The following is a 26,614-nucleotide window of genomic DNA, read 5'->3' on the forward strand; positions in this document are numbered from 1 at the left end:
TATTCAACATACTGCGCTACCGTTTTGTATTTAAACAGGTTATTATCGAACGACATAGAGTAGCAATAAATAACGAGGTCGTAGATGACTACTGAAGCTCTTAATAAGTCTGATTTGATTGAACGCATTGCGCTAAAAAACCCACACTTAGCTGAACCTTTGGTGGAAGAGGCGGTTAAAATTATGATTGATCAAATGATAGAAGCACTATCAACTGATAATCGAATTGAAATCCGTGGTTTTGGTAGCTTTGCTTTACACCACCGTGATCCAAGAGTTGGTCGCAATCCTAAAACAGGAAAATCAGTTGAAGTTGCAGCTAAAGCTGTTCCACATTTCAAACCCGGAAAAGCCCTTCGTGATGCTGTAAACGAATCTGGGAAATAAATAAAATTTATAAGTCGGGGTGCCTATGCGTTATATTTTAATTGCATTGCTTATTGTTGTATTTGGCTATTCTTTAGCACTTGTTTTGCAGAATCCAACAGAACTTTCTGTTGATTTGTTATTTACCCAAGTTCCAGCTATGCGTTTAGGCTTATTATTGCTACTCACATTAGTACTAGGAACAGTGGTCGGTCTTTTACTTGGTGTACAGGTTTTCAGAGTATTCCAAAAAGGTTGGGAAATTAAACGCCTGCGTAAAGATATTGACCATTTAAGAAAAGAACAAATCCAAAGTGCTCAATTAGCAGCGGCTGAAGCAGCTGCAAATGTAAGACATGAAAAAACCGTTGTAGATATTTATCCGCAAGATAAAAATTCTACTCCGCTATAATCCGCGTACTACTCTTTATTAATGAGTAAAGAGTAGTATCTCTCTAAATTTTATCTCTTCTTTTATTCTTCTTAATATAAATGCTTTTTCTTATCGCTTTAATTTTGGAAAGCAGCTCTCTACATTCCTTTATTCCTTCATGAGTTGTCTATTATAATAACGCTGATTTTATATGATGGAAGAAAGTCTCTTGAGTATCATTGTTGCGTTAGATGCAAAAAGCCAATATGACGCTTTAAAAATTGTTGAACAGCTTGATCCTGCTTTATGTCGTGTAAAAGTGGGTAAAGAGCTTTTTACTCATGAAGGCCCATCTGTTGTAAAAAAACTGCAAGAACAAAATTTTGAAGTTTTTCTTGATCTTAAATTTCATGATATTCCAAACACTACAGCTCAAGCAGTATGTGCAGCGGCTGATTTAGGTGTATGGATGGTAAATGTTCACGCTTCAGGTGGCCGTAAAATGATGGAAACCTGTGTGGAGCGTTTAAAAGCGGGTAACTATCAAACCCAACTTATTGCTGTGACAGTACTCACATCAATGGGTCGTGAAGATTTAAAAGATATTGGTTTAGATGTTGAGCCAGTAGAGCATGTAAAGCGCTTGGCTAATTTAACGAAAGAAAGTGGCTTGGATGGAGTGGTTTGTTCAGCTCAAGAAGCTAAGATTCTTCGTGAATTAATTGGGCAAGACTTCTCTTTAGTAACACCTGGTATTCGTCCAGAAGGTTCTAATGCAGACGACCAAAAACGTATTGTAACTCCAAAGCAAGCTATGCTTGATGGCTCTACGCATCTGGTAATTGGTCGACCGATTACTAAAGCAGAAAAGCCAACAGAAATGTTGAAATCTATTCTTGCTTCGATTGCCTAAAAATTTAGGAATAAGGTAATTAATAACGGGGCGAGTAGGCTTAATAATAAGCCGCTCATCATGGCATGTGGTACATAATGTGTGCCACATGACTGTTTTACCATTGCTAAGGTAACATCCATTGAGGTTGCACCAGCACTTGAGATAGCAGGGCGTGGAAAACGCCAACCCATGGTATACATTAGAAAAATAGCAACAATTTCTCTAAATAAGTCAGTTAATAAGGCGATTCCACCCAACTCTGCTGAATGTAATTGCGTAAATAAAATCCCCGACATTGAATACCAGCCATAGCCTTGTGCTAAAGCTAAAGTTTCATTAAGTGTAAAATGCTTGTGAAGTAAATAGTAATTCACAAAGCCCGCTATACATGACCCTATAAAAGCAGCTAAGGGTACAATTAAAATTTTCCAGCTTAACCATGTACGGTTAAAGTGGGTGAAGGCAAGTTCGATACCAATTAAAAAAATAAAAAATAATAACAAATACCAGCTATTAAATGCGATATGTGAGGTGTATTGAGTAATGATCGCGCCGAATAAAACACCGACACCTAGTGCAAGAAAAGCCTTCGCAATATTCTTTAAAGCATTTACAAAAAGTTGTAGGGAAATTTTGCCTTTAACACTTTGTTTATCAAAAATTGTATAAGCAAATAAACACGTAAAGAACGAACCAAAAGACGTGGTAAGAGCAATAATAATAGCGGGTGGGAGTATGGCAGAAGGATTCTCGATTTGATCAAGTGCCAAAGTTAATTCAAAAGCTACACTAGCTAAAAGAATATAAGAAAAATAGGGCAGTATTTTAAATATAAATTGTCGGATATTTAGAGATAGTTTGGGTGCTAGGAAATAACCGAAAGCCAGTGCTAAAAAAATTTGAATGATGAGATAAAAAGATTGCATATAATAGATAGATTGTTATCAATCTACCTATTATGTCTTGAACATTTTAAGCTGCATAGCTTTGTGAGCTTTTATTTAAAAGTAAGTAGTCTTTGGGCTTAACTTTGCGTGTTTCTAACCAATACTTCCATGTGTAAGTTGGCCATAGTGAAAAGTTTCTACCATCGGCAGATTGATACCAACTACTACAGCCACCAGCTTGCCATACGGTTGCTTGCAGCTGCTTTTGGACACGTTCATTAAAGGCGTCTTGAATTTCAGGCTTGATCTCAATTGCTCTTTGACCAGACTCTTCTACTAACTGAATAAGCTGTAAAATGTAATTCACTTGAGATTCAATCATAAAAATAATCGAATTATGACCTAGAACTGTATTAGGGCCTACCAGTTGGAATAGATTGGGAAAGTTTTTAGTCATAATGCCGTAATAGCTTTCAGCACCATCTTTCCATGCTTGTTTTAACTCGATTTGATTACGTCCGATACATGTGAAATGTTTTAAATAAATACGTGGGTCAGTAATAAAACCTGTACCGTAAATTAGACAATCAATAGGTCGTTCTCGACCATCTTTAGTAACAATACTATTTTCTTTGATCTCTTGAATACTATCAGTTACTAGCTCAACATTTTTTCGGTTAAAGGTAGGAAAGTATTTATTCGAGATAAGAATACGTTTACATCCCATGACGAAGTCAGGTGTGAGTTTTTTTGCTAACTCTTTATCCTTAACTTGAAAACGGATGAATGCTTCTGCCAATTTTTGGCCATACTTCATGATTTGAGGTTGAACAATGGGCACAACGCGAGATTCATTACTCCAGTAAAGGCGACTACGATGAAGCTGGCGATAAATATTAGAAGATTTGAATAATGCTTTACTTAAGCTTGAATATTTGCGCTCATCGCGTGGTATTACCCATGCAGCTGTTCTTTGAAATACATAGAGCTGTTTAACATCTTTGGCTATTTCAGGAATATATTGAATTGCGCTACCACCTGTGCCAATAGATGCGACTGACTTTCCGTTTAAGTCATAGTCATGTTCCCATTGTGAGGAATGAAACACTTTTCCTTTAAATTTTTCAATCCCTTTGATAGGAGGAATTTGTGGGATGTGTAGGGGGCCAGATGCAAAAACTACAAATTGCGCTTTTATTGAAGGTTGGTTCTTAAAGTATAGAGTCCACACATGACCTGTTTCATCATATTGGACATGAGTTACGTCATGGTTAAATTTACAGTAATCTTTAATTTTATATTTTTGTGTAATGTCTTGAATATAATTAAAGATCTCTGGTCCCTCAGCATAGCGTTTTGTCCAATCTGTTTTTGGTGCAAAAGACAATGAATACATGTGAGATTGAACATCACATGCTGCACCTGGATAACGATTTTCTCGCCAAGTTCCACCGACATCGTTTGATTTTTCTAAAATAACAAAGTCTTGCTGTTGATTTTGTAGTAAACGGATTGCCATTGCTAGGCCACCAAAGCCAGCACCAATAATAGCGATTTTAGTCTTTTGAATAGCATCTTGCTTTGTGTTTAGCATTGGAAACCCTGCATAAGCTGAAAAGAGGATTGCACGCAAGACTAACGTTTTTTAATCAGTTTAAACATGATTGTATCGACGTGAAAATTGATAGATTCGGCAATTAATTTTCTTGCTTCTTTATAGTAAAACATTTCAGTCTAGGGAAATTGATAGAAGAATGAAACGGTCGATACTTGGTTTAATCTATTTAATTCAAGGAATGCGCAATGCTGGCATTGATGTCGACTCACGTTTGGCCGATATAGGTATTAAAGTAGATGCTTTAGACCCGAGTTCTACAATTCATGATCGCCTTGAATGGGACATTCAACAAATTATTAGTAAAAATGTTGAGCCTGAAAAGGGTTTATTTATTGGACAGCATTATGCTTTAGCCGGTTACGGCCCATTGCTTATGCTACTTGTCACAAGTAATGATATTCAAACTGCTTTAAATAAAGGTATAAAATATCAAAAGCTTACGCACTTATTTGGTAGCTTAGCTTTATATGAAACTGATGAGCGGACCATTTTAAATTATTTGCCTGTTGATTTAAAAACGGAAATTGGTCAGTTACGGGCACAATGTGAAGTCTCTGGAACTTATAAGTTTATCCAAGATATTTATACGATGATGGGATTACAAATGCCTACGATGCGTATAGAACTCCCATTTGAAAAGCCTGCTGATATAGATACTTTGTCACACTATTTTGCATATTATGGCGAAGATGTGCATTTTAATGGTAAATATGCGGCATTTAGCCTAAGTAAGGATGTACTTGAAATCAAGATTCCTTCTGCCGATATCATCACACATCGTATTTATGAATCAAAATGTATTGCAGATATAACAAGATTAAATCAACAAGATCATCAAACTCCACATATCATACAATGTGTGCAAGATTATCTTGAACTGCAACAAGGAATTATCCCGAGCATGGCGGAAACAGCTTTTGCATTGAAAATGCCTGAAAGGACATTAAGGCATCAACTGCAACAGCTAAATACGAGTTATAAGCAAATTCGTGAACAAATTATCAAGAATAAGGCATTGAAGCTTATGGAATATAGGGAATACTCAATAGAAGTTGTTGCTGAATTACTCGGCTATTCTGAACCGGCGGCATTTAATCATGCATTTAAACGATGGTTTGGACAGAGTCCTCGACAATATGCAAAAGAGTCATCGTCGTAACTCTTGATGCTAAAAGCTAATGTGGTTGAACAAAATGTTCGCTATACTCTCATCAGTTAAAATTGAAATAAAACGATATGTTAAATTTAAAATCTTCTCATAGTACTGCATTCACACCTTCTTCCCCAGCAGAACGCTATGCTGAGGCTTTAGCTTCAGGTCAATTTATGGCAGATGAAGCGCAAGCACAGGCAGTGCAAGAATTAGATCGCGTATGGAAAGAACTTTTAAACCGTTATAAAGCCTCAAAAAAAGCTTTCCGTCGTTTCCGTCGCCAAACTTCACCTAAAGGTGTATATATGTGGGGCGGAGTAGGCCGTGGAAAAACTTGGCTAATGGATCAATTTTATGAATCTGTGCCATTTCGCCGTAAAACGCGTATGCATTTTCATCATTTCATGCAACATGTTCATAAAGAGCTAAATAAGCTTTCAGGCCAACGTAATCCACTTGAAATCGTAGCTGACCAAATCTATAAAGATGCTGTTGTTATCTGTTTTGATGAGTTCTTTGTATCAAACGTAACAGATGCAATGATCTTAAGCGATTTATTCCAAAAATTATTTGTGCGTGGTGTGACATTAATTGCAACATCAAACATTGCACCAGATGGCTTATATAAAAACGGTATTCACCGTGATCGTTTCTTGCCAACCATTGAAATGGTTAAAAAGAACTGTGCTGTTTTAAATGTAGATGCAGGTGTGGACTATCGTTTGCGTGTACTAAAACAAGCTCAATTATTTAAATCGCCATTAACGAATGAAGCTCAAAGCTGGATGGCTGAACGTTTTAGTGCATTAACTCATACACAAGCTCATTCTCAAGAGCCGATTGTGATTAATAATCGTGTTGTCGAGACTCTAGGACATACAGAAGATGTGTTGTGGTGTGAGTTTTCTGAACTCTGCTTTAAACCACGTAGCCCAGCCGATTTTATTGAAATTGCGAATATCTATAATACGGTTCTAGTGAGTAATGTTCCTCATTTGACAGATTTCTTATCTGAAGGTACTCGTCGCTTTATTTATCTAGTCGATGAGTTTTACGATCGAGGTGTGAAATTACTTTTAACGTCTCAAGATAGTATTATTGATATTTATCAAGGTGAAAAGTTAGCATTTGAGATTGAACGTACGCGTTCACGTTTGCTAGAAATGCAGTCTGATGAATATTTACATTCTGAACACCGACATATTGATGCTACAAAAACCTCTTAAGTAAAATAGATATGAAAAGCGCTCTAGATTGAGCGCTTTTTTTACAACAAAAATAGATAAATTTAGTTAAATAGTGCTTTTTCACGCAGCAAAGTTTGATATAACTAAATACGCTTTAGAAAAACAAGATAGTGAAACTTTTTGTCTGTTAACAAAAAGTCTAGTTTCAGTATCTTTAAATATTGAATAAATTGATGGGAATCCTAGTTAGAATTTTAATATTTCCTTTATAGAAAAATTTATCTTTGTCAATAGTTTTGCAAGGGAAAATGCTTACTATTTAGGAATGTGATATTAGTATTCAGCTTAATTTAAATCGGTATACTAGGATTCTCTTGGTATAAAAAGTAGCAACTTCAGGAAAGACAATGACTGCACGTATTCAAAAAGGCAAGTTAGCGATTGCTAAAGAACTTTACGATTTTATCGAAAATGAAGCTTTACCAGGTTCTGGTTTAGATAGTGAAACTTACTGGAAGAACTTTGAGCAAGTTGTTGTCGATCTTAGCCCAAAAAATAAAGCATTATTGGCTAAGCGTGATGAATTACAAGCAAAAATTGATGAATGGCACCGTAACAACAAATTTGAATTAGGTGCTTATAAAGCGTTCTTAACTGAAATTGGTTATTTATTACCAGAAGTTGAAGATTTTCAAATTACTACTGAAAATGTAGATGAAGAAATTGCGTTGTTGGCAGGACCACAGTTAGTTGTACCTGTACGTAATGCACGTTATTGCTTAAATGCAGCAAATGCCCGTTGGGGTTCTTTATATGATGCACTTTATGGCTTCGATGTAATTTCTGAAGAAGGCGGAGCTGAAAAGGGTAAAGGATATAATCCTGTTCGTGGTGCAAAAGTTATTGAGTTCGCTAAGAATTTCTTAAATGAAGTTTTCCCGCTTGCTCAAGGTTCACATGCAGATGCAACAAAATATGCAATTGAGCAAAATAAACTCGTTGTAACTTTGAAAGATGGTTCAAAAACAGGTTTAGCTCATGAAGCTCAGTTTGTTGGTTTCAATGGTGAAGAAGCAAATCCTTCAGAAGTTGTACTTTTAAGTAATGGTCTTCATGTCATTATCGAAATTGATGCAAATAGCCCAATTGGACAAACTGATCCAGCGGGTGTTAAAGATTTAACATTTGAAGCGGCAGTAACCACAATTCAAGATTTGGAAGACTCTGTTGCGGCTGTCGATGCAGAAGAAAAAGTTGAAGGTTACCGTAATTGGTTAGGTTTAATGAAGGGTACACTTCAAGAATCTATTGAAAAGAATGGTAAAACGATTGTTCGTGATCTAAATAAAGATCGCGAAATTAAAAACTTAATTGGTGGTACAACAAAACTTCATGGTCGTTCACTTATGTTACTTCGTAACGTAGGTCACTTAATGACTAACCCAGCTATTTTGGTAGATGGTGAAGAAATTTTCGAAGGTATTATGGATGCATTGGTAACTCCATTGTTATCAATTGCTGATATCCGTAGTACAAACGAAAATAAAAACTCTCGTAAAGGTTCTATGTATATTGTTAAGCCAAAAATGCATGGTCCTGAAGAAGTTGCGTTTGCTGTAGAGTTATTTGAACGTGCTGAACAGGCGATTGGATTACCACCTAAATCGTTAAAAATCGGTATTATGGATGAAGAGCGCCGTACATCTGTAAACTTGAAAAACTGTATTGCTGCTGCTAAAGACCGTACGATCTTTATTAATACTGGCTTTATGGACCGTACGGGTGATGAAATCCATACTTCTATGGAAGCTGCACCTGTTGTTCGTAAAGAAGCGGTTAAAACACAAAAATGGATTGCTGCTTACGAAAACCGTAACGTTGCGATTGGCTTGAAATGTGGTTTACAAGGTAAAGCACAGATTGGTAAAGGCATGTGGCCAAAACCAGATAGCATGAAAGATATGTTAGCAACTAAAGCTGCACATCCAAATGCGGGTGCTTCATGTGCTTGGGTTCCATCTCCAACTGGTGCTGTTCTTCACGCGATGCATTACCATCAAGTAAATGTAAAAGCACGTCAAGATCAGTTAAAAGCTGAAGAAATGTTGTCATTAGATGACCTATTAACACCTCCATTTGCACCTGATACAAATTGGTCAGCGGAAGAGATTAACAATGAACTTGAAAATAACTGCCAAGGTATCTTAGGTTATGTTGTTCGTTGGGTTGACTTAGGTGTAGGTTGTTCGAAAGTTCCTGATATTAACAACGTGGGCTTAATGGAAGACCGTGCAACATTACGTATTTCTTCTCAACACGTTGCTAACTGGTTACGTCACGGTATTGTGACTCGTGAACAAGTTGAAGACGTGCTTAAACGTATGGCAAAAATTGTTGATGAGCAAAATGCAAATGACCCATTGTATAAACCAATGGCAGCTAACTTTGAAACAAATATTGCTTTCCAAGCAGCTTCTGACCTTATCTTCAAAGGTTGTGAACAGCCTTCTGGTTACACTGAGCCGTTACTTCATGCTGCTCGTTTGAAGTTAAAAGGTTATACAGGTGATTAATTTCATCCTGTTTTGAAAAAAGCCTCTTCGGAGGCTTTTTTTATTTTCGGTATATTTTGTGCTTATAGGAAGGGAATTTATAGCTAAAAGGTTTTGAATTTGATTAGTCTAAAAGATCTTGATCGTGAGAATTGGATTCTAGGTGCAAAGCTGTCGTTGGATGAATATCAAAAGGACTATGTTGCACCAAATGTATATTCTATTGCTGAGTCTAAAGTGGAAGAACATTACTGTCCACGAGTGATTTGTTCAAATGATAGAGTCATTGGATTCTTAATGTACTGTGTCGAAGTTGACCCACCTGATGAGACATTATTTTGGTTGTTTCGTTTTATGATTGGCAAAGATCATCAAGCCAAAGGTTATGGTACCAAGGCATTGCAAATGGCAATTGAGGAAATGGCTGCAAAAGGAGCTAAACGAATTCGAACGATGTATAAATCTTCTAATAACATTGCTGGAAAACTTTATAAAAGACAGGGCTTTCAAGAAACTGGAGAATATGATGAGTGTGGAGATATTATTTTAGAGTTGAATATTTCGCTTCAAAAAAAACGCTAACTGAAGATTCAAGTTAGCGCAGGAGTTAATAGAGTTAAATATATTGAAAAGCAATATTAGTTACTGCTCACAATTCCAATTTTAGTGACACCTAAACGTTGTGCAGTAGCCATGACCATCGCTACATTCTTATATTCAGCCATCTGGTCTGGTTTGAGTTTGATCTGGTCTTGATCTTTTTTAGCAACAACACCTTGAAATAAAGTCTCTAGCGCCTTTCGGTCAGAAACCTCTTGGTTATTCCAAAATACTTTGCCTACCGCATCAATTCTTACATCAATGACTTCAGGTGGCTTTTCATTTGTTGGTGGCGGTGTGCCATTTGGCAAATTAATATTAATCGCGTTGTTTGGTGCAGGTATAGTAATAATAAACATAATAATGAGTACCAGCATGACATCAATAAGAGGTGTCATGTTGACTTCTAACATCACATCGTCATCATTATTTGAACCGACATTCATACCCATAAAATTCTCCTTAAGTTAATTACGGGGAGGCTGGAGGGGTAGTAACAAAAGCAATTTTGCCAATACCAGCTTCTTTGGTCGTACTAATGACCTGATCTATCGCTTCAAAATGGGTAAGCTGATCACCCCGAATATGAACTTCTGGCTGAGGTCTTTTTTGTGCAACTGCTTGAAGTTTTGCCAGCAATATCTCTTTACTAGGCACATAACTTTCGTTCCAGAAAATATCGCCTTTCTTATTTACTGAGAGTTGAATATTTTCAGGCGTGGTTGCATAGGGAGTATTTTTTTCTTCTGGTAGTTTCACTGGAACTGTATGTGTGACTACCGGAATAGTAATAAGAAAAATAATAAGTAAAACCAACATGACATCAACCAAAGGTGTCGTGTTAATTGTGCCAATCATTTCATCATCATCTTCAGAACCAACACTCATACCCATAATGTTTGCTCCCGATTATTTAATACTGCGATTAACTGAATTATTGGTATTAATTTCTCCACTTAATAAAACCGCGTGTAAATCTGAACCAAATGAACGGACATTTTCCATAACTGCTTTATTACGACGTGTAAGCCAGTTATAACCAAGTACAGCAGGTACTGCGACTGCAAGACCAATCGCTGTCATAATCAGAGCTTCACCAACGGGGCCTGCAACTTTATCGATAGATGCTTGACCTGAGATACCGATGGCTGTTAATGCGTGATAAATTCCCCATACAGTACCAAAAAGACCAACAAATGGTGCAGTAGAACCTACTGTTGCTAAAAAGGCTAAACCACCGCCTAAATGATTTTGTATTTTCTCAATTGCGCGTTGAATTGAAATGCTCACCCATGTATTAAAATCGATTCGTTCAAGTAAAGAACCGCCATGTGATTTAGTTGAATTAATGCCTTTTTCTGCAATAAAGCGATAAGCGCTACTTTGTTCTAAACCTTCTGCAGCATTATCAAGGGAAGTGGCTTCCCAGAAATGTTTTTCAGCTTCTTTGCCTTGGCGTTTGACTTTACCTTGTTGCAATAGTTTAGAGATGATGATGTACCAAGTTCCAATCGACATGAGTACTAATATAAATAAGGTAGACTTAGCAACTAAATCACCTTCGCGCCAAAGGGCTTCTAGGCCATAAGGGTTTTTAACAGTTTCACTCGTTGCGGGTTTCGGTGGTGGAGTTGGAGTATTTGTACTTGATGTAGCTTCAGTAGTTGCTGTGGCCACAGGAGTATTGCTTGTTTCTTCTGCGAAAACTGAGCTTAATGGAAGTAACGAGCAAGCTGCGATTAGACTTGCAGAAGCGAAACGAACTAAAGGTTGAGTTGATTTTTTCATCATATATCTCCAATATTTTTTAATTTCTTGCTAATTCAATTGTTTATTCAATTACAAATGGATATTCAATTTCATACCAATCTTGCTGAGGTACACCATCTTTCATTGCTGGTTTGAACGTACATAAGCTGTAAGCTTTAGTTGCCGCTTTATCTAAAATTTTGCTGCCACTCGATTTTTTTACTTTGGCATCAATAACCTTGCCGGAAGTATCAACTAAAACACGTATGCGCACCGTACCTTGTTCTTCATTCATAAGTGCTTCTCGTGGATATTCTGGTTTTTCACAGCCAGCAGAACCCTCTGAAACACCACGACTTACACCAGCTGGTTTTGGTGCCGGCGCAGCAGCCACTGGAGCAGGTGCGGCAACAGGGCTTGGAGATGGGGTACTAGGTGCCGCAGGAGCTGGGGTAGCCGCTTTAGTCGGTTGAGCCACTGGTGTCGTTTTTTGTACCGGTGTTGCTACTTTCTCTACTTGTTTAGGCGGCTCAGGAACCTTGGCAACTTTTTCTACCATTTTTGGTGGCTCAGGCGGTTTTTCCTTTGGTTTCGGCTCTTCCGGCTTTGGTGGAGGAGGCGGCTTAATATCCTGAATAATTTGTAATTCCACAGGTTTTTCTGCTGGTTTTTGAATATTGTTTGCTAAACCTGACATCAGAATATAGGCAACAAGAAGATGCAGAAAAATAACTGCAGCAATACCAATTAGGCGTTTGGCAGATTTATTTTCTATGTCTGTAAAAGTCATGCCCATAGTTACTCCTGAAACTGTAGACAAACAATTTTTAAAATGACTGTTTGGCTAAGAATGAGTATTTGTTCTGCAAACTAACCGTTGAGAGTTATATTTGCAGAACAACCATTTAGAACTTATATGTACCTCGTACAAAGTAAGTACGTCCTAAAGGATCTGCGTAACGTGGGTCATATCCCATTTGGAAGTTATCAATTACATTAGAAGCAGGAGGGTCTTCATCAAAGATATTCTTAATGCCCGCCGTAACTTCTAGATTTTTAAAGCCTTTGTATGTGCCTGAAATATTATAGGTTGTATAGTCACTGACTCTATGGTTTTGGTCGTTAGAATTTTGATCTTGGTACCCTCGAGAGAAGTTTTGTTGTAGGTTTAAAGCCCAGTTTTCATAATTCCAATTTAGGTTTGCAGTATGTTTCCATCGCAGAATAATGGATTGATAGTCTAAGCCACTATATGATCCAGCAACACCTATCCACTCACCATTTGGTTCGGCTTGATATTTGTAATCTGTTATATATGTACCATCAATATTGAAACCAAAGCGACCGGTAGCAGTCATTGGAGAAACCCAACTTAAACCGACGTCGAAACCTGAAGTTTTAATTCCACCTAAATTTTGTTGTGTTGTAATAATATAATCTAATGAACCATCAGGATTACGTACAAATTTGTCTGCATATTTCACAGGGTCATTAAAAATAGCAGTTTCCGAAAGTGTAGCAATTTGCTTGTCGACTTCAATATTGAAGTAATCGAGAGTAAACGCTAAATTTTTAATTGGTTCAAACACTAAGCCAGCTGTAAAAGACTTTGATTCTTCTGGATCTAGAGTTTTATTACCTCCATTTTGTCTGTCGAATTGCATATTACAATCGCGTTCTTTTTTTCCTCCTGGTTGTACTTCGCCACCTGTGCAAAGTACTGGATCATCATATGATGCACCTGTATTAGTTATCGAATTTGGACCATTCACCTCCCAAAGTGTTGGGGCTCTGAAACCTGTACTATAAGTTGTACGGAACATTAACTGTTTAATAGGTTCCCAACGAAGTGCAAATTTTGGATTAAACGTATCTCCGAAATCATTGTAGTCATCATAACGAGCAGCGATTTGAGCTTCTAAAGTTTTATGAAGGGGGATATGAAATTCAGTAAATACCGATTTAATATTACGATCGCCAGTATTTTCTGGCTCATCTGGATCGCTACCTGCACTTGGAGCTACACGGGCAATATCAGCCATAACTTTTGAAGTCCAATCTTCATAGCGATAGCTTGCCCCAACTGCAAAAGCCACGTCTCCTGCTGGTAATTTAAATATAGGTCTACTTGCAGTGAAATCGACAGTAGTCGCATTTAGATTAGCTTTTAAATATTTACCTTCAACTCCTAACTCATTCCAAGCATTGGCATCCTCAGGGTTTTGTGGTCCGAATGGATTTAAAATACCATTGTTTAAAGCTTCTTGAGTTTTATCATAATTTAAGTAGCCACTTACGAGAGCATCCGATGCACTACTATGTGCATAGGTAACACCGGAGTTAATGTCCCAACCATGAGTTTCACCCTCAATACCAGCAAATATTCTATGTGACTGGTTAATACTATTACTTACACGATTACCCGATTGTGAACGTAGATATAGAGGGATAGTTCCCGTAGCGCCTGCTAAAGCTGGGGTGATACCTTTACCTGGATAATATTTACTACTAGGGTCAAGCGTCAGATCAAAAAAAACATCTGGTGCAACTGAAGTAGTGACTTCACTTCTTGCATATAAATATTCTGCAATCGCGTTAAAATTATCATTTAATTTAAAAGTAGCTCGGCCCATAGCTGAGATGTCTTCTGTCTTTGGAACAATTCCAATCACAGCTTGGCTGTTGTATCGACAAGTTCCATCATCGTTACTATTAAGAGGATTATTACCACAACCAGTGGATGCGTAAGGGTTACCTAAACCTGGGACATTGGCAGGGAATGAACCACTACTGGTTCTATTGACACCTAATTCGGGTAATATCCCTCCACGCCGACTAACTTTACGGTCTTTGGCCATGACATCATCGCCTTTGCGATAGTCCACAACACCAAAAACGTTATAGCCATTTTCGTCTAAATCACCAAAACCGCCAAAAATGCTGTAGTCTTGCTGCTCGCCGCCTTTTTGTTCTGGTTTTTGATAGCCGGCAGTCAGATTAAGTCCTGTAAACTGCTTTTTGGTAATGAAGTTAATTACCCCGCCAATTGCATCAGTCCCATAAATGGAAGAGGCGCCATCTCGTAAAACCTCAATACGGTCTAACATTGCGAGTGGAATAATATTTAAGTTGGTAACGCCACTGTCATATGCATTTGCAGCTAATCGACGGCCATTAAGTAAAACAAGTGTCTTATTGGCACCCAAGGCTCTAAGATTTGCTGCCGAGCCAGCTGTTTTACTTGTACCTACGTTGCTGGCAGTAACAAAATTAGACTGGTTTGCGCTGATCTTTGCCAAAGCCTCTTCAGTTGTTGTTACCCCTTGTTTTAAGATTTCATCAACTTTTACGATGGTAATGGGTGAAGCACTTTGTGCCGCAACTCCTTTGATTGAAGAACCTGTAACGGCAACTTTTACGACTTTTGTTGGTTTTTCATCAGTACTTGATTGTTCAGTTTCTGCTGCCTGTGCCAGGGTAAGACACATCATACTTAAACTAAGGGTGCTTAATTTAAGAATTGTTTTGCTGATCTTGGGGGTTGCCTGAGATCGAACATTGTATTTTTTTTTCATCGTGGATTTGATCCCTTTTTGTTGTCGTTAGCGATATTGCTGGAAAGTTTTTAAGCAAAGCAAGTGCCAACTATATATTTTTCTTTTTTTAGTTTATGCAAAATATTGATATATATTGATTTTATTATGGTTCAGCACGAAGGTTCATCTTTTATTAAACAAAAATAAATTTTCCGTTTGGAAAATTTTTTAACGCTGGCCAAAAGTTTCAAATTTTTTTGTATAAAAAATATACATTACTGGACTCTTCACATGCTTAATAAATAAAAATGTATCGTTTTAGAACCTTTCTATATGTAATGTTATACTATTTGTAATGTCGAGTTTTTTTGTGTTTTTTACTTTAAATCAATTACTTACTTTATAATTATTTGTTAATTTGGCTTGTCTCAATATGAATCATAATGTGTCATTAATGTATTTTATTTGTGCATTTAAGGTATTAGATGATTAACATATGCAAATATAATATTTGGCAAAAAGTTACTTTTATTTATATAGTTCAAACCATTTTAAGTACCTAATAAAAATATGAATTTCTAATATTATTAATTATTTTGTGATGAATATTAATAAATGGCATGAAATTCGCTTTATTTTCAGTAGTTACAAAAGATTGGGTTTTTTGACTTTGTTTTTCCATTTGTTCAAATAAAAACGCTTATAGAAAAGTAAAGAATTAAACCCAAATAGGCTTATCTGTTGAAAAAGAACTTTTCTTATGCAGATTTAGATGTTACTCAAAAGGATAATATCTTTTAAAAAAACTAATTACGTGGGTATGAACTTGAAATTAAAATTTTTTAAGCTCGCCATTTTAAGTCTGGCTATTACATCAGTTCCTTGTGCTTACGCAATTATACCAGCACAACCAAACAAAATTTTGCATGTTGCCTATGAAGCTCCAGATGATGGCTTCGATATGGTTAAAACCACCAATTTCTATAGTGCTAATATTGCTGAGGCAATTTTTGAGCCTTTACTCAAATATGACTATCTGGCACGTCCATTACAGTTAGCTCCCTATACAGTAGAGAGTCTGCCTAAAGTGGAACAAGACGGTAAAGTTTATACTTTTAAAATTAAGCCAGGTATCTATTTTACCAATGATCCCGCTTTTAAAGGTAAACGCCGTGAGCTAGTAGCCGAAGACTACGTCTATACAATTAAACGGATTCTAGATCCTAAAAATAGAGCACCGTCTGTTTCATTCATTGATGGTAAGTTACTAGGTGCCGATGCGGTTGTAGCCCAAGCAAAGAAAACTGGAAAATTTGATTATGCTGCTCCAATTGCAGGAGTCAAAGCACTTGATCGATATACTTTACAATTTACCTTAACTCGCCAAGACTATAATTTCCCTTATATTCTTGCCTATATTACTTTTGGCGGAGTTGCTAAAGAGGTTATTGACTATTACGGTGATCGTATTGGTATGCATCCCGTAGGTACAGGCCCTTACATGTTAAGTAAGTATGTACCAAGAAGTAAGGTCGAGTTAGTTGCCAATCCTGATTATCGTGGTTTCGTCTGGAACTTTAAGTCGACAGGAACACCTTGGGATAACCAGCTTGTTAAAGAAATGAGCGGTAAGAAAATGCCACAAATTGGAAAGGTGGTGGTTAGTATTATTGAGGAACAACAGTCAAGATGGTTAGCTTTTCAGTCGGGTCAATTAGATTTTGACAAACTTACAGCAGATGCTGTTCCTCAAGCTTTAGATGGAAATCAGCTTAAAGCTTCTTTTAAGAAGAGAGGAATTAAACACTTCCCATATAAGGAACCTGAAATTACCTATACCATGATGAACATGCGTGATCCTGTCATTGGTGGTTTTAGCCCAGAAAAGATCGCTCTTCGTAGAGCAATTACTTTGTCTTATAACCAAAAAGAAAGTATAAAACAGGCTTATAAAGGACAAGCTGTTCGGGCTGAAATGTTTATACCTGAAGGTGTGAATGGCTATAATCCGAAATATAAAAGTAGCGTAGGATACAACCCGCTGCTAGCAAATAAATTACTTGATTATTATGGTTATAAAAAGGGGGCTGATGGCTATCGAAATTTGCCAAATGGGAAACCTTTAATTTTAAAAATTAATACAGAAAATAGCTCGGCCTCAGTTATCCACTCCGAACTCTGGAAAAAGAATTTAGATGCGATTGGCATTCGAGCTGACTTTAAAGTGAGTAATTTTGCAGATAACTTAAAAGCCGCAACTCAATGTAAATATATGATTTGGAGTGGGGCATGGATTGCTGACTATCCTGAAGGAGATAATTTTGCACAGTTGCTTTATGGACCAAATGCTGGTCAGGGAAACCATGCTTGTTATCAGTCTAAAACATATGACGCTCTTTATACTCAGGCCATTCATTTACCACCGCAACAACGTCTACCATATTATGAAAAGCTCAATCGCCAGATTGAAGCTGATAACCCATGGATTGTTCATGTAACTCGAATTCGTAACTGGTTAGTACGGCCACAAGTTCAGGGTTTTAAACCCCATCCTATGATGAATACAAACTGGCAATATCTTGATATTACTCCTATTAAAAAATAATTTTAGATAAAGATCATGATGACTGAAAATTTAAAACAAAAGCTCAAGCACTGTAGTATCAGCTTGCTATTCGCTAGTATGGCCTTAACGGGATCTACAAGTATTTCTGCGAAAAGCCCAGCCGATCCGAATAAAGTTTTACGTTATGTATTTCCAACAGCTGAGACAGGTTTCGACCCGGCTTATATCCATGATTTATATTCGGCGCATGTAACCACATCGATATTTGAAACTTTATATACCTATGATTATTTAGCAAGGCCGGCAAAGCTTATTCCGCAAATAGCAACCGCTATGCCAGAAGTCAGTGCCGATGGTCTGACCTATACCATTCACATTAAAAAGGGAATTTATTTTACGCCAGACCCTGTTTTTAAAGGCAAACCTAGAGAATTAACAGCCAATGATTATGCGTACTCTTTTAAGCGTTTATTGGACCCGAATCTGCACTCTCCAAATAGCTGGTTATTAGAAAACAAAATTGAAGGTATGGATGCGTTAGTCAAAGCAGCTAATAAATCCGGAAAATTTAACTATGACCAAAAGGTAAGTGGTTTACAAACACCTGATAAATACACTTTGGTGATTCGTTTAGTTAAGCCAGACTATAACTTTCCTTTATTACTGGCCCATGATCCGACAGGTGCGGTGGCACGTGAAGTCATCGAAAAGTATAAAGATAAAGCTGGTTATGTAATGGGCCATCCTGTAGGTACAGGTCCTTATGTACTGAGCAAGTGGGTACCAGCATCGCGTATTGTTTTAAAAGCGAATCCTGATTATCGCGGCTTTACTTGGAACTTTAATGCCAGCAGCTCTGAAGATCAGGCAATTGTGAAGCGACTTAAAGGTAAAAAAATGCCTCAAATCGGCACAATTGATATTCAGGTAATGGAAGAAAACCAATCGCGGTGGCTAGCATTTCAGCGTGGTGAGGTTGATATATTTCAGCTTGAAGGCCAACTGGTCGCAAAAGCAATTAAAGACGGTAAATTAAGACCTGAACTTGCTAAAGAAGGTGTGCAGCTATCTCGTATTGTTGATCCTGAAATTAGCTATATCTATTGGAACCTTAAAAATCCGGTTGTTGGTGGAATGAGTAAAGAAAAGGTTGCTTTGCGCCGTGCAATAGCCATGTCTCGTTCAATAGATCAAGAAATTAAATTAGTAAGAAATGATGATGCTCAGCGTTTAGATTTTCCAGTTCCACCAGGGGTAGTGGGTAACGATCCACAGTATAGAACCAGTACGCCATATTCCGTGAAAGCAGCAAATTTACTATTAGATCGATATCACTATAAAAAAGATGCTTCAGGTTGGCGTACACAACCAGACGGTAAGCCTCTCGTCATTGAATATATGGCGCGCAGTGACAGTATTGGTCAGCAAAGCGCTGAGCTTTGGAAAAAGAACTTTGATAGTTTAAATATTCGCATGGTCTTTAAACCCATGCTTTTTGCAGACCTCATTCGAGCGCAAAAACAATGTGAAGGTATGTTTGGTTCTTCTGCATGGATAGCAGATTATCCAGATGGGGATAATTTTATGCAGAATTTTTATGGACCCAATACGCATATGACGAACTGGTCTTGTGGTTCGACACCAGAGTTTGATCAGTTATATCGTCAGACACAACAAATGCAAGCAGGTCCTGAGAGAGATGCGCTTTATCGAAAAATGACACGTTTATTAGAAGTGTATATGCCTGTTCAGGTCTCTTATGCACGCTACCGAAATATGCTGGCTCAACCACAAATCATTGGGTATAAAAAGCATCCAATTTTACATGCTGAGTGGATGTATTTTGATATCGATACACATACTAAATCTAATCATTAAATGAAAAAAATTGGAGATATGATGAAAAATAATGCACTGAAAATGACAACTTTATGTATGTTGGCCATAGGTATAAGTCAGTTTGCAACGGCAGAGACAACCCGTCCTACTTTGCCATTACTTAAAGCACAACAGCTCCCAGCATGGTGTGATGCTAATTTAAAAAAGATTCAACAACAGATTACTATTTTTGAAAAAACGCCTGTTAAAGATAATGCAGCAGCGGCACCTATATTGGCAAAATGGGATAAAATTTTTGCGCATTTTGAAGATTTCTCAGGTCCGATAAGTCTATATAGTAATGTAGACCCAGATGCAAAGTTACGTAAGGCAGCTGAAGACTGTGAAATCAAAATTAATCAGTTTCACACTGATATATTTCAGAACCCAAAGCTATATAACTTAATTAAAAATACACAAGCAACAGACCCAATTGACCAAAAATACCGCCAAGATATTCTAGATCAGTTTGAAGACACAGGTGTTCAACTTGAACCGGTAAAGCGTGCACGAATGAAGGCCATTCTGGATGAGTTGACCAAACTTGAGCAAGAATATGCCCGTAACGTCCGTGATAATCCGGAGAAACTTGAGTTTACCCCTGAAGAGATGAAAGGCTTACCTCAAAGTTATATTTCAGCATTAAAGAAAAATGCTAAAGGCAATTATTTATTAGGGTTTGAATATCCTGAATATCGTCCTTTTATGGAGTTGGCAGATAATGATGATGCTCGGAAAAGATATCAAATTGCCTTTACTCGACGTGGTACTGAGCAAAATTTAAAACTACTTAAACAAGCAATTGATTTGCGTTATGAGCTTGCGCAGTTATTTGGAAAAGCAAGTTATGCAGATTGGGTTTTAAAAGACCGTATGGCTAAAACGCCTGAGGCTGTAAATCAATTTTTAGCAGAAGTTCAAAAAACAGTAGCACCACTTGAACGTAAAGAAGTAGAAGAACTCCGTGAATTTAAAGCACAAACGTTAAAAACGCCGTTAGAAAAAACCGAGATAACGCGTTGGAGTGAAGCTTACTGGAGTGAAAAACTTCGTAAGAATAAATATCAGATTGATCAGGAAAAACTTCGTGATTATTTTCCCACTTTAGCTTCTCAAAAATGGTTATTTGCCATTTCATCTGACCTTTATGGCATTGATTTTAAACCTGTCAAAGTTAAAGCATGGCAGGATGAAGTTGAATATTACGATGTAGTTGACAAAAAAACAGGAAAGCTTCTTGGCGGCTTATATATGGATAAATTTCCTCGTGAAGGGAAATATGGCCATGCTGCCGTTTGGGGAGTATACGGTGGCAGCACTTTAACCAATCGATTGCCCATTTCGGCTTTGGTCACCAATTTTAACCGTAAAGGTTTAAACAGTGACGAGCTTGAAACTTTTGTTCATGAGTTTGGTCATGCCTTACATGGCATTTTATCAAATACACGTTATGCCAGTCAGTCAGGAACATCCGTAGAGCGTGATTTTGTAGAAGCGCCGTCTCAAATGTATGAAGAGTGGGCACGCCGTAAAGAGACTTTATCTAAAGTGGCCGATTATTGTGATCCAGCATGTCCACGTGTTGATGATGAACTAATTGCCCGTTTAAAAGCTGTACATAACTATGGTCGTGGCTTGCGCTATGCGCGTCAGACTCTTTATGCACAGTACGATATGTCACTGCACACTGCTGATGCCTTAAAGGTAAAACCTTTAGAAAATTGGCAAAAAATGGAAGCTGCTACAGCCTTAGGTTATGTACCAACAACAGAATTTCCTGGGCAGTTTGGGCATTTGATGGGGGGGTATCAAGCAGGTTATTACGGCTATATGTGGTCTGAGGTTTTAGCTTTAGACATGCTTTCTGCATATGGGGACGACCTTAATAACCCGCAAGTTGGACAGCGTTACCGTCAAACCATTTTGTCACAAGGTAGCCAGAAACCAGCGGCTGAATTAGTTAAAGATTTCCTTGGCCGTGAACCTGATAACAAAGCGTTCTTTAATGAAATTACCGGACAACGGGTTAAATAAGGAATTATCACTATGCTGGCATATGTTATTCGGCGTTTATGGCAGATGATTCCAACTATGTTGGGGGTAGTCTTACTTATTTTTATTCTTTTTAACTGGGTAGGTGGCGATCCTGCTTATATTTTAGCGGGTAAGATGTCGAATCCTGAGCAGATTGAAAACATTCGTAAGCAGCTAGGTGTCGATCAGCCTTATTACGTTCAGCTCTGGATTTTCATTAAACAAATACTGACTTTTGACTATGGTGCAAGTTGGAGTACTGGCGAACCTGTTTCTCAAATTATTTTAACCCGATTAGGACCATCGCTCACGCTTTTAATTCCACTGACTATTTTACAGACGGTTATTTCAATTATTTTGGCATTGGCTGTTGCAGCGGTACGTGGTTCTCTAACCGACCGTATGGTCATGATGCTCTGTACCATCGGCATGTCGATCAGCATCTTAGTTTACATTATCGTTTTTCAATATGTTCTTGCGTATCAGCTAAGTTGGTTCCCTGTACAAGGCTGGAGCGATAGCTTTACTGATAATTTATTTAAGTTTGCCTTACTGCCGATTCTAATCATGCTGGTGGTGAGTATTGCACCGACTTTACGTTTATATCGTAGCTTTGTGCTTGATGAAATTAATCAGGACTATGTTCGAACAGCACGTGCCAAAGGTGTAGGTGAAAGCCGAATTTTAGGTGTACATGTACTGCGGAACGCTTCAATTCCTATTATTACCGATGTGATGTCAACTTTACCTGCATTGCTCATAGGCGCATTTTTAATTGAACGTTTTTTTGGTATTCCCGGGATTGGTCGAGAGGTGATTATTGCAGTTGAGCGGAGTGATTTTCCTGTTATTAAGGCAATTACAGTTTACATCGCCGCTGCAACTATGATTTTTAACCTGATTGCCGATTTGGTCTACAAAGTGGTTGATCCACGTGTACAGTTGAAGTAGGTGGGCTATGCTGAGCGTTTTATCAAAAAGAAAACAACAAACAAAAGCCGAAGCTCATTCATCTGGCCTGTGGAAACTTGCCATGCGTCGTCTTCGGGCCGACAAAATTGCAATGTCATCGCTAGTGATTGTATTGCTTTATTTTATTATCTTAGTTCTATCAATGACGGGTGTGATCGCATCTGACTGGAATAAAGAAGTTGCTGTGAGTTATGCGCCACCCACATTCATAGGGCCAGACAAGATAACAGAAGCTGGACAAAATGCAGCAGCGATTGAAGAAGAGTTACCGATAAATCCAGTTGATCCTTTAAAAGATGTAATTCACCAACTCAAGGCTGAAATTAAACAAGAAAAGAGTGCGGGAAGTGCAATTGATTATTATGGTGTAGTTGACCCTTTAGCTGATGATATGAAGGCAATTGATCAGCAACTGGGGGGACATTTACTTGATCAGCAAAGTGAACTTAAAAGCACACTTATATTTGGAGCTGACAAATGGGGACAAGATGTCCTTAAAAAGACCATTAAAGGTGCTGAAACATCAATTATTGTTGGAGTGATATCTGCTTTACTTGCAGTAGGCATCGGTACACTTTTAGGCGCAATTTCAGGGTATTTTGGTGGTTGGGTGGATGATATTCTCAACTGGTTTTATAACATTTTTACCTCAATTCCATATTTATTATTAGTGCTTGCTATTGCTGCCGTACTTCAACAAAAAGGCATTCTATCTATTGTTCTGATTTTAGGTTTAACGGGCTGGACGGGTGTTTATCGTTTAATTCGTGCTGAATATATGAAACATACTGCACGTGAGTACGTTCTTGCTGCTAAAGCAATTGGCGTTGGACACTTCCGTCGTATGTTCATTCATATTTTCCCTAATGTCAGCCATATCGCTTTGGTCCAAATGTCAATTTTGGTGGTGTCTTTCATTAAATCTGAGGTCATCTTGAGTTTCTTAGGTTTTGGTGTACCAGTAGGCGTAGTGTCTTGGGGTAGCATGTTAAATGAAGCGCAAAGTGAACTTCTTTTAGGTAAGTGGTGGCAGCTTGTCGCAGCCTCTGTCGCGATGGCTGTTTTGGTAACGGCATTTTCAATGTTTACTGATGCACTTCGTGATGCATTAGATCCAAAACTAAAATAAGAGGAAATCCTAATGTCAGAACATGAAAATAAGAATGCGCCGTTACTGCATGTTAAAAATCTACGAGTAAGTTTTAAAGATGAAGATAAACAATATATTGAAACTGTGAAAGGAATTAGCTTTGACATTCCAGAAAACACCACGGTTGCTTTAGTAGGTGAGTCGGGTAGCGGAAAATCGGTTACTTCCTTGGCAACTATGGGATTACTGCCGGTAGGTCAGAGTAAAATTGATGAGCAAAGTAAAATTATATTTGAAGGTAAAGATTTACTGAGCTTATCTCGTACAGAGATGCGTAAAATTTGTGGCAAAGATATTGCGATGATTTTTCAGGAGCCGATGTCATCATTAAATCCTGTTTTTACGGTTGGCAATCAAATTGCAGAAGTGTTGTGTTTGCATATGGGATTGAGCCGTAAACAGGCCCGACAACGCGTTTTAGAGTTGCTTAAAGAAGTAGGTATTCCTTCACCTGAAACTAAAATTGATGCCTATCCAAACCAACTTTCGGGTGGTCAACAACAACGTGTCATGATTGCTATGGCGATTGCGTGTGAGCCTAAACTGCTCATTGCCGATGAGCCGACTACGGCACTTGATGTCACGATCCAAAAACAGATTATTGATTTACTTGAGTCATTGCGTAAGCGCCGTCAAATGTCGATGCTTTTTATTACTCACGATTTAGCGTTGGTTGGTGAAATTGCAGATAAAGTCATTGTAATGCGTCATGGCGAGATTAGAGAGCAAGGTGCTGCTGAACAGGTTCTTGAACAGCCTAAAGATGTATATACGAGAGCTTTGTTATATTGCCGCCCGCAAATGTCACAACGACCTTATCGTTTACCAGTGACCAGCGATTTTATGCGTCAAGAAGACGATGTATTGGTCGAGCAAAGTTTTGATGCTTCAGAAATTCCCGAGCGCAAACGTGGCTTAATTGGTGATGAACAAATCATTTTAGAAGTAAAAGACCTGAAAAAAAGCTTTTATAGCCGTAAAGGTCTATTTGGCAAAGAAGAGTTTCAGGCCGTAAAAGGTGTTTCTTTTAAGCTGGCTAAAGGAAAAACCTTAGGATTAGTTGGTGAGTCAGGTTCAGGTAAAACGACTGTTGGGCTATTACTCATGCGCTTACATCAGGCATCTGGTGGGCAGGCTTTCATCGAAGGTAAAGATATTCTTTCATTAACTGAAAAAGAGTTTGCTAAATATCAACGAAAAATCCAGATCATCTTTCAAAATCCATATGCCTCTCTTAATCCACGCTTTACCATTGGACAGATTTTATTAGAGCCTATGCAAATTCATAACATTGGTAAAGATGATACTGAGCGCAAACAAATTGCGCTTGGACTGCTTGAGCGAGTGAATCTGCCTGAACAAGCTTACTACCGATATCCGCATGAGTTTTCAGGTGGTCAACGTCAACGTATTGCCATTGCACGCTGTTTAACACTAAAGCCTGAAATTTTGATTTGTGATGAGTCAGTTTCTGCACTTGATGTATCTGTACAGGCACAAGTACTTAATTTATTACAAGACTTACAAGAGGAGTTTGGGCTTAGTTATATCTTTATTTCACATGACTTATCGGTTGTGAAATATATCTCTGATCAGGTCATGGTCATGAATCATGGAGAAGTTGTTGAAATAGCCAATTCAGATGAACTCTATGCACATCCTCAACATGATTATACTAAACGACTATTACAGGCGATTCCTCAAGGTATTCAACACGTTTCATAAGCGTAAAGTTATGTCGTGAAGGGCACTCTCGAGTGCCTTTTTATTTGGTTAATGTGGTAAATGCTTATAAAATAAGAGAGATAAATGTTGAGTATTTTATTCTTGCTATGTGCGCCAATTTTAAACCTTTAACGCTTGCCCAATTACAGCAACTTCAGTTGCCTGTGGTCGGCTTTAGCTATGCCGAAGAGGTTTATCCTGCTGGAACAATGCCACTATTATTCAAATCATCACAAGGGTTTGAATGGCGCGAAGTGAGGTTTGGATTGGTTCCTAAATGGGCTGAAGATACAAATATAGCAAAACATACCTACAATGCCCGTCATGAGACTATTTTCCAAAAACCTAGCTTTCAAGAAGCCGCACTTAAATGTAAATTCGGTGTGATTCCAGTGTCCGAATTTTATGAAAGTAAGTATATAAATGATAAGCCAGAGCGGTGGGGTGTGCGCCGTAAAGATGGACAGGCTTTTTTTATTGCAGCAATCTATGAAATTTGCAAAATAAATGAAACGATTATTCGTTCTGCAAGCATGTTGACCATGGATGCTATAGACCATCCAATGATGAAAGACTTTCATGAGCCGGGCGATGTTAAACGATCTGTTATTGTGATTCCACATGACCGACTAGATGAATGGTTAAGTTTAGAATCACCTGATATTTCCAGCTTTATAGAAGGCTTTCCGGTTGAAGAATTTGAATGCTCTCATGTGCCAAAAGAAAAAGTTATAAAACCGACACCACAGTTAAGCATGTTTGACTAATCTATCTAAAATAAGATCAGGTTATTGATATCAACTCTGAATCAATAACCTATATCACTTATTCAATATTTTTACTTAATGTTTGTACCTCGGAATCTTCAGCTAAATAGCTCAATTCAATGGGTGAAATCACAAAAGTTGTATTATCTGAGGTCTGTTTAAATACGAAGCCATATTCAAAAGATTGGCTATTTTTACTGGGTAACCAGAATAGATAAGGACAGCCTGTATAACTACCATCCCAACCCATTTCTCTAGCGAGAGCTAAAGCTGTATCAGATTTCGCTATGATTTCTTTGAGAGATTCTTTATCTCGTGTTGAAACATCACCATCATCATCTGCAAATGTTTGTAGAAACTCATTTAAGGGCTTAAGGTCTTCCCAGTTATGTTCTATTGTTGAGAAATGATATCCATATAACATCATGTGCACTTTCTTCCATCTTGTTATTGTGTCCTTGAACATACCAAGAAATATATGAAAAGGAAATGGATAAATCTGATTTAAGTTGTTTATTTTTCATAACTTATAGATTGTTTTTTGTACGTAATAAAGACTTTTATAAATATTAAAATTATTCATATTACTTAAATAGCATAGGCGGA

The 26,614-nt window shown here is 37.7% G+C and carries 23 protein-coding genes; 14 read left to right on the forward strand and 9 right to left on the reverse strand.

Annotated features, from left to right (window positions below):
- Window positions 1-84: 84 nt before the first annotated feature.
- From RMA94_RS12715 to pyrF, 3 genes are all read left to right on the forward strand, one after another.
- The gene (locus RMA94_RS12715) at window positions 85-387 is read left to right on the forward strand and encodes an integration host factor subunit beta (protein WP_002121337.1); all 303 of its coding nucleotides are present in this window, start codon (window positions 85-87) and stop codon (window positions 385-387) included.
- Between the two features lie 25 nt (window positions 388-412).
- Entirely contained in the window at window positions 413-778 is a 366-nt protein-coding gene (locus RMA94_RS12720; protein WP_002121360.1) for a lipopolysaccharide assembly protein LapA domain-containing protein, read from the forward strand.
- A 175-nt stretch (window positions 779-953) separates the two neighbouring features.
- Window positions 954-1,652 (forward strand): orotidine-5'-phosphate decarboxylase, encoded by a 699-nt coding sequence (gene pyrF / locus RMA94_RS12725; RefSeq protein ID WP_025466022.1) that lies wholly within the window; start codon window positions 954-956, stop codon window positions 1,650-1,652.
- Here pyrF and RMA94_RS12730 read toward each other — a convergent pair.
- Together RMA94_RS12730 and RMA94_RS12735 are read right to left on the reverse strand one after the other, a co-directional pair.
- Window positions 1,649-2,560 (reverse strand): lysine exporter LysO family protein, encoded by a 912-nt coding sequence (locus RMA94_RS12730; protein ID WP_060465733.1) that lies wholly within the window; start codon window positions 2,558-2,560, stop codon window positions 1,649-1,651. The genes pyrF and RMA94_RS12730 overlap by 4 nt on opposite strands.
- A gap of 46 nt (window positions 2,561-2,606) precedes the next feature.
- Window positions 2,607-4,154, reverse strand: a complete 1,548-nt coding sequence (locus RMA94_RS12735) for an NAD(P)/FAD-dependent oxidoreductase (RefSeq protein WP_311083228.1) — start codon at window positions 4,152-4,154, stop codon at window positions 2,607-2,609.
- 121 nt (window positions 4,155-4,275) lie between these two features.
- Between RMA94_RS12735 and RMA94_RS12740 the strand changes: the two genes are divergently transcribed.
- The 4 genes from RMA94_RS12740 (at window position 4,276) to RMA94_RS12755 (ending at window position 9,613) form a co-directional block, all read left to right on the forward strand.
- The gene (locus RMA94_RS12740; protein WP_311083229.1) at window positions 4,276-5,298 is read left to right on the forward strand and encodes a helix-turn-helix domain-containing protein; all 1,023 of its coding nucleotides are present in this window, start codon (window positions 4,276-4,278) and stop codon (window positions 5,296-5,298) included.
- Window positions 5,299-5,375: 77 nt separating this feature from the next.
- Entirely contained in the window at window positions 5,376-6,518 is a 1,143-nt protein-coding gene (gene zapE, locus RMA94_RS12745) for a cell division protein ZapE (RefSeq protein ID WP_002117902.1), read from the forward strand.
- A gap of 368 nt (window positions 6,519-6,886) precedes the next feature.
- Window positions 6,887-9,052: a malate synthase G gene (locus RMA94_RS12750; RefSeq protein ID WP_284086250.1), complete on the forward strand. Its 2,166-nt coding sequence runs from the start codon at window positions 6,887-6,889 to the stop codon at window positions 9,050-9,052.
- Window positions 9,053-9,151: 99 nt separating this feature from the next.
- The gene (locus tag RMA94_RS12755; RefSeq protein WP_311083232.1) at window positions 9,152-9,613 is read left to right on the forward strand and encodes a GNAT family N-acetyltransferase; all 462 of its coding nucleotides are present in this window, start codon (window positions 9,152-9,154) and stop codon (window positions 9,611-9,613) included.
- A gap of 56 nt (window positions 9,614-9,669) precedes the next feature.
- Here RMA94_RS12755 and RMA94_RS12760 read toward each other — a convergent pair whose 3' ends face one another.
- The 6 genes from RMA94_RS12760 to RMA94_RS12785 all read right to left on the reverse strand — a co-directional run bounded on the left by RMA94_RS12760 (window position 9,670) and on the right by RMA94_RS12785 (window position 15,598).
- Window positions 9,670-10,083: a biopolymer transporter ExbD gene (locus RMA94_RS12760; protein WP_002117898.1), complete on the reverse strand. Its 414-nt coding sequence runs from the start codon at window positions 10,081-10,083 to the stop codon at window positions 9,670-9,672.
- A 19-nt stretch (window positions 10,084-10,102) separates the two neighbouring features.
- Window positions 10,103-10,525: a biopolymer transporter ExbD gene (locus RMA94_RS12765; protein WP_002118000.1), complete on the reverse strand. Its 423-nt coding sequence runs from the start codon at window positions 10,523-10,525 to the stop codon at window positions 10,103-10,105.
- Between the two features lie 15 nt (window positions 10,526-10,540).
- Window positions 10,541-11,422: a MotA/TolQ/ExbB proton channel family protein gene (locus RMA94_RS12770; RefSeq protein ID WP_075382891.1), complete on the reverse strand. Its 882-nt coding sequence runs from the start codon at window positions 11,420-11,422 to the stop codon at window positions 10,541-10,543.
- Window positions 11,423-11,462: 40 nt separating this feature from the next.
- Window positions 11,463-12,176, reverse strand: a complete 714-nt coding sequence (locus tag RMA94_RS12775) for an energy transducer TonB (RefSeq protein WP_005069504.1) — start codon at window positions 12,174-12,176, stop codon at window positions 11,463-11,465.
- A 109-nt stretch (window positions 12,177-12,285) separates the two neighbouring features.
- On the reverse strand, window positions 12,286-14,955 hold the full coding sequence (locus tag RMA94_RS12780; protein WP_205666258.1) for a TonB-dependent receptor: 2,670 nt from the start codon (window positions 14,953-14,955) through the stop codon (window positions 12,286-12,288).
- A gap of 520 nt (window positions 14,956-15,475) precedes the next feature.
- On the reverse strand, window positions 15,476-15,598 hold the full coding sequence (locus RMA94_RS12785) for a hypothetical protein (protein ID WP_014206611.1): 123 nt from the start codon (window positions 15,596-15,598) through the stop codon (window positions 15,476-15,478).
- Between the two features lie 132 nt (window positions 15,599-15,730).
- On the opposite strand from RMA94_RS12785, the gene RMA94_RS12790 reads away from it, so the two are divergent.
- From RMA94_RS12790 to RMA94_RS12820, 7 genes are all read left to right on the forward strand, one after another.
- A complete protein-coding gene (locus RMA94_RS12790; protein WP_311083239.1) occupies window positions 15,731-17,521 on the forward strand; it encodes an ABC transporter substrate-binding protein in 1,791 nt (596 codons plus the stop codon).
- Between the two features lie 15 nt (window positions 17,522-17,536).
- Window positions 17,537-19,360 carry an ABC transporter substrate-binding protein gene (locus tag RMA94_RS12795; RefSeq protein ID WP_311083241.1) on the forward strand — a complete coding sequence of 608 codons (1,824 nt, stop codon included), beginning with the start codon at window positions 17,537-17,539 and terminating at the stop codon, window positions 19,358-19,360.
- On the forward strand, window positions 19,361-21,394 hold the full coding sequence (locus RMA94_RS12800; protein ID WP_311083243.1) for a M3 family metallopeptidase: 2,034 nt from the start codon (window positions 19,361-19,363) through the stop codon (window positions 21,392-21,394). It begins immediately after the preceding gene.
- A 12-nt stretch (window positions 21,395-21,406) separates the two neighbouring features.
- Entirely contained in the window at window positions 21,407-22,345 is a 939-nt protein-coding gene (locus RMA94_RS12805; RefSeq protein ID WP_005304778.1) for an ABC transporter permease, read from the forward strand.
- A gap of 7 nt (window positions 22,346-22,352) precedes the next feature.
- Window positions 22,353-23,495, forward strand: coding sequence for an ABC transporter permease (locus RMA94_RS12810; RefSeq protein WP_311083246.1), 1,143 nt, complete (start codon window positions 22,353-22,355; stop codon window positions 23,493-23,495).
- Between the two features lie 12 nt (window positions 23,496-23,507).
- Entirely contained in the window at window positions 23,508-25,241 is a 1,734-nt protein-coding gene (locus RMA94_RS12815) for an ABC transporter ATP-binding protein (RefSeq protein ID WP_311083248.1), read from the forward strand.
- A gap of 107 nt (window positions 25,242-25,348) precedes the next feature.
- On the forward strand, window positions 25,349-26,008 hold the full coding sequence (locus tag RMA94_RS12820; protein WP_311084030.1) for an SOS response-associated peptidase family protein: 660 nt from the start codon (window positions 25,349-25,351) through the stop codon (window positions 26,006-26,008).
- 58 nt (window positions 26,009-26,066) lie between these two features.
- On the opposite strand, the gene RMA94_RS12825 is transcribed toward RMA94_RS12820, so the two are convergent.
- A complete protein-coding gene (locus RMA94_RS12825; RefSeq protein WP_005069482.1) occupies window positions 26,067-26,435 on the reverse strand; it encodes a hypothetical protein in 369 nt (122 codons plus the stop codon).
- Between the last annotated feature and the right edge of the window lie 179 nt (window positions 26,436-26,614).

It is taken from the genome of Acinetobacter sp. V115_6, from assembly GCF_031799025.1.
Lineage (GTDB): Bacteria > Pseudomonadota > Gammaproteobacteria > Pseudomonadales > Moraxellaceae > Acinetobacter > Acinetobacter pittii.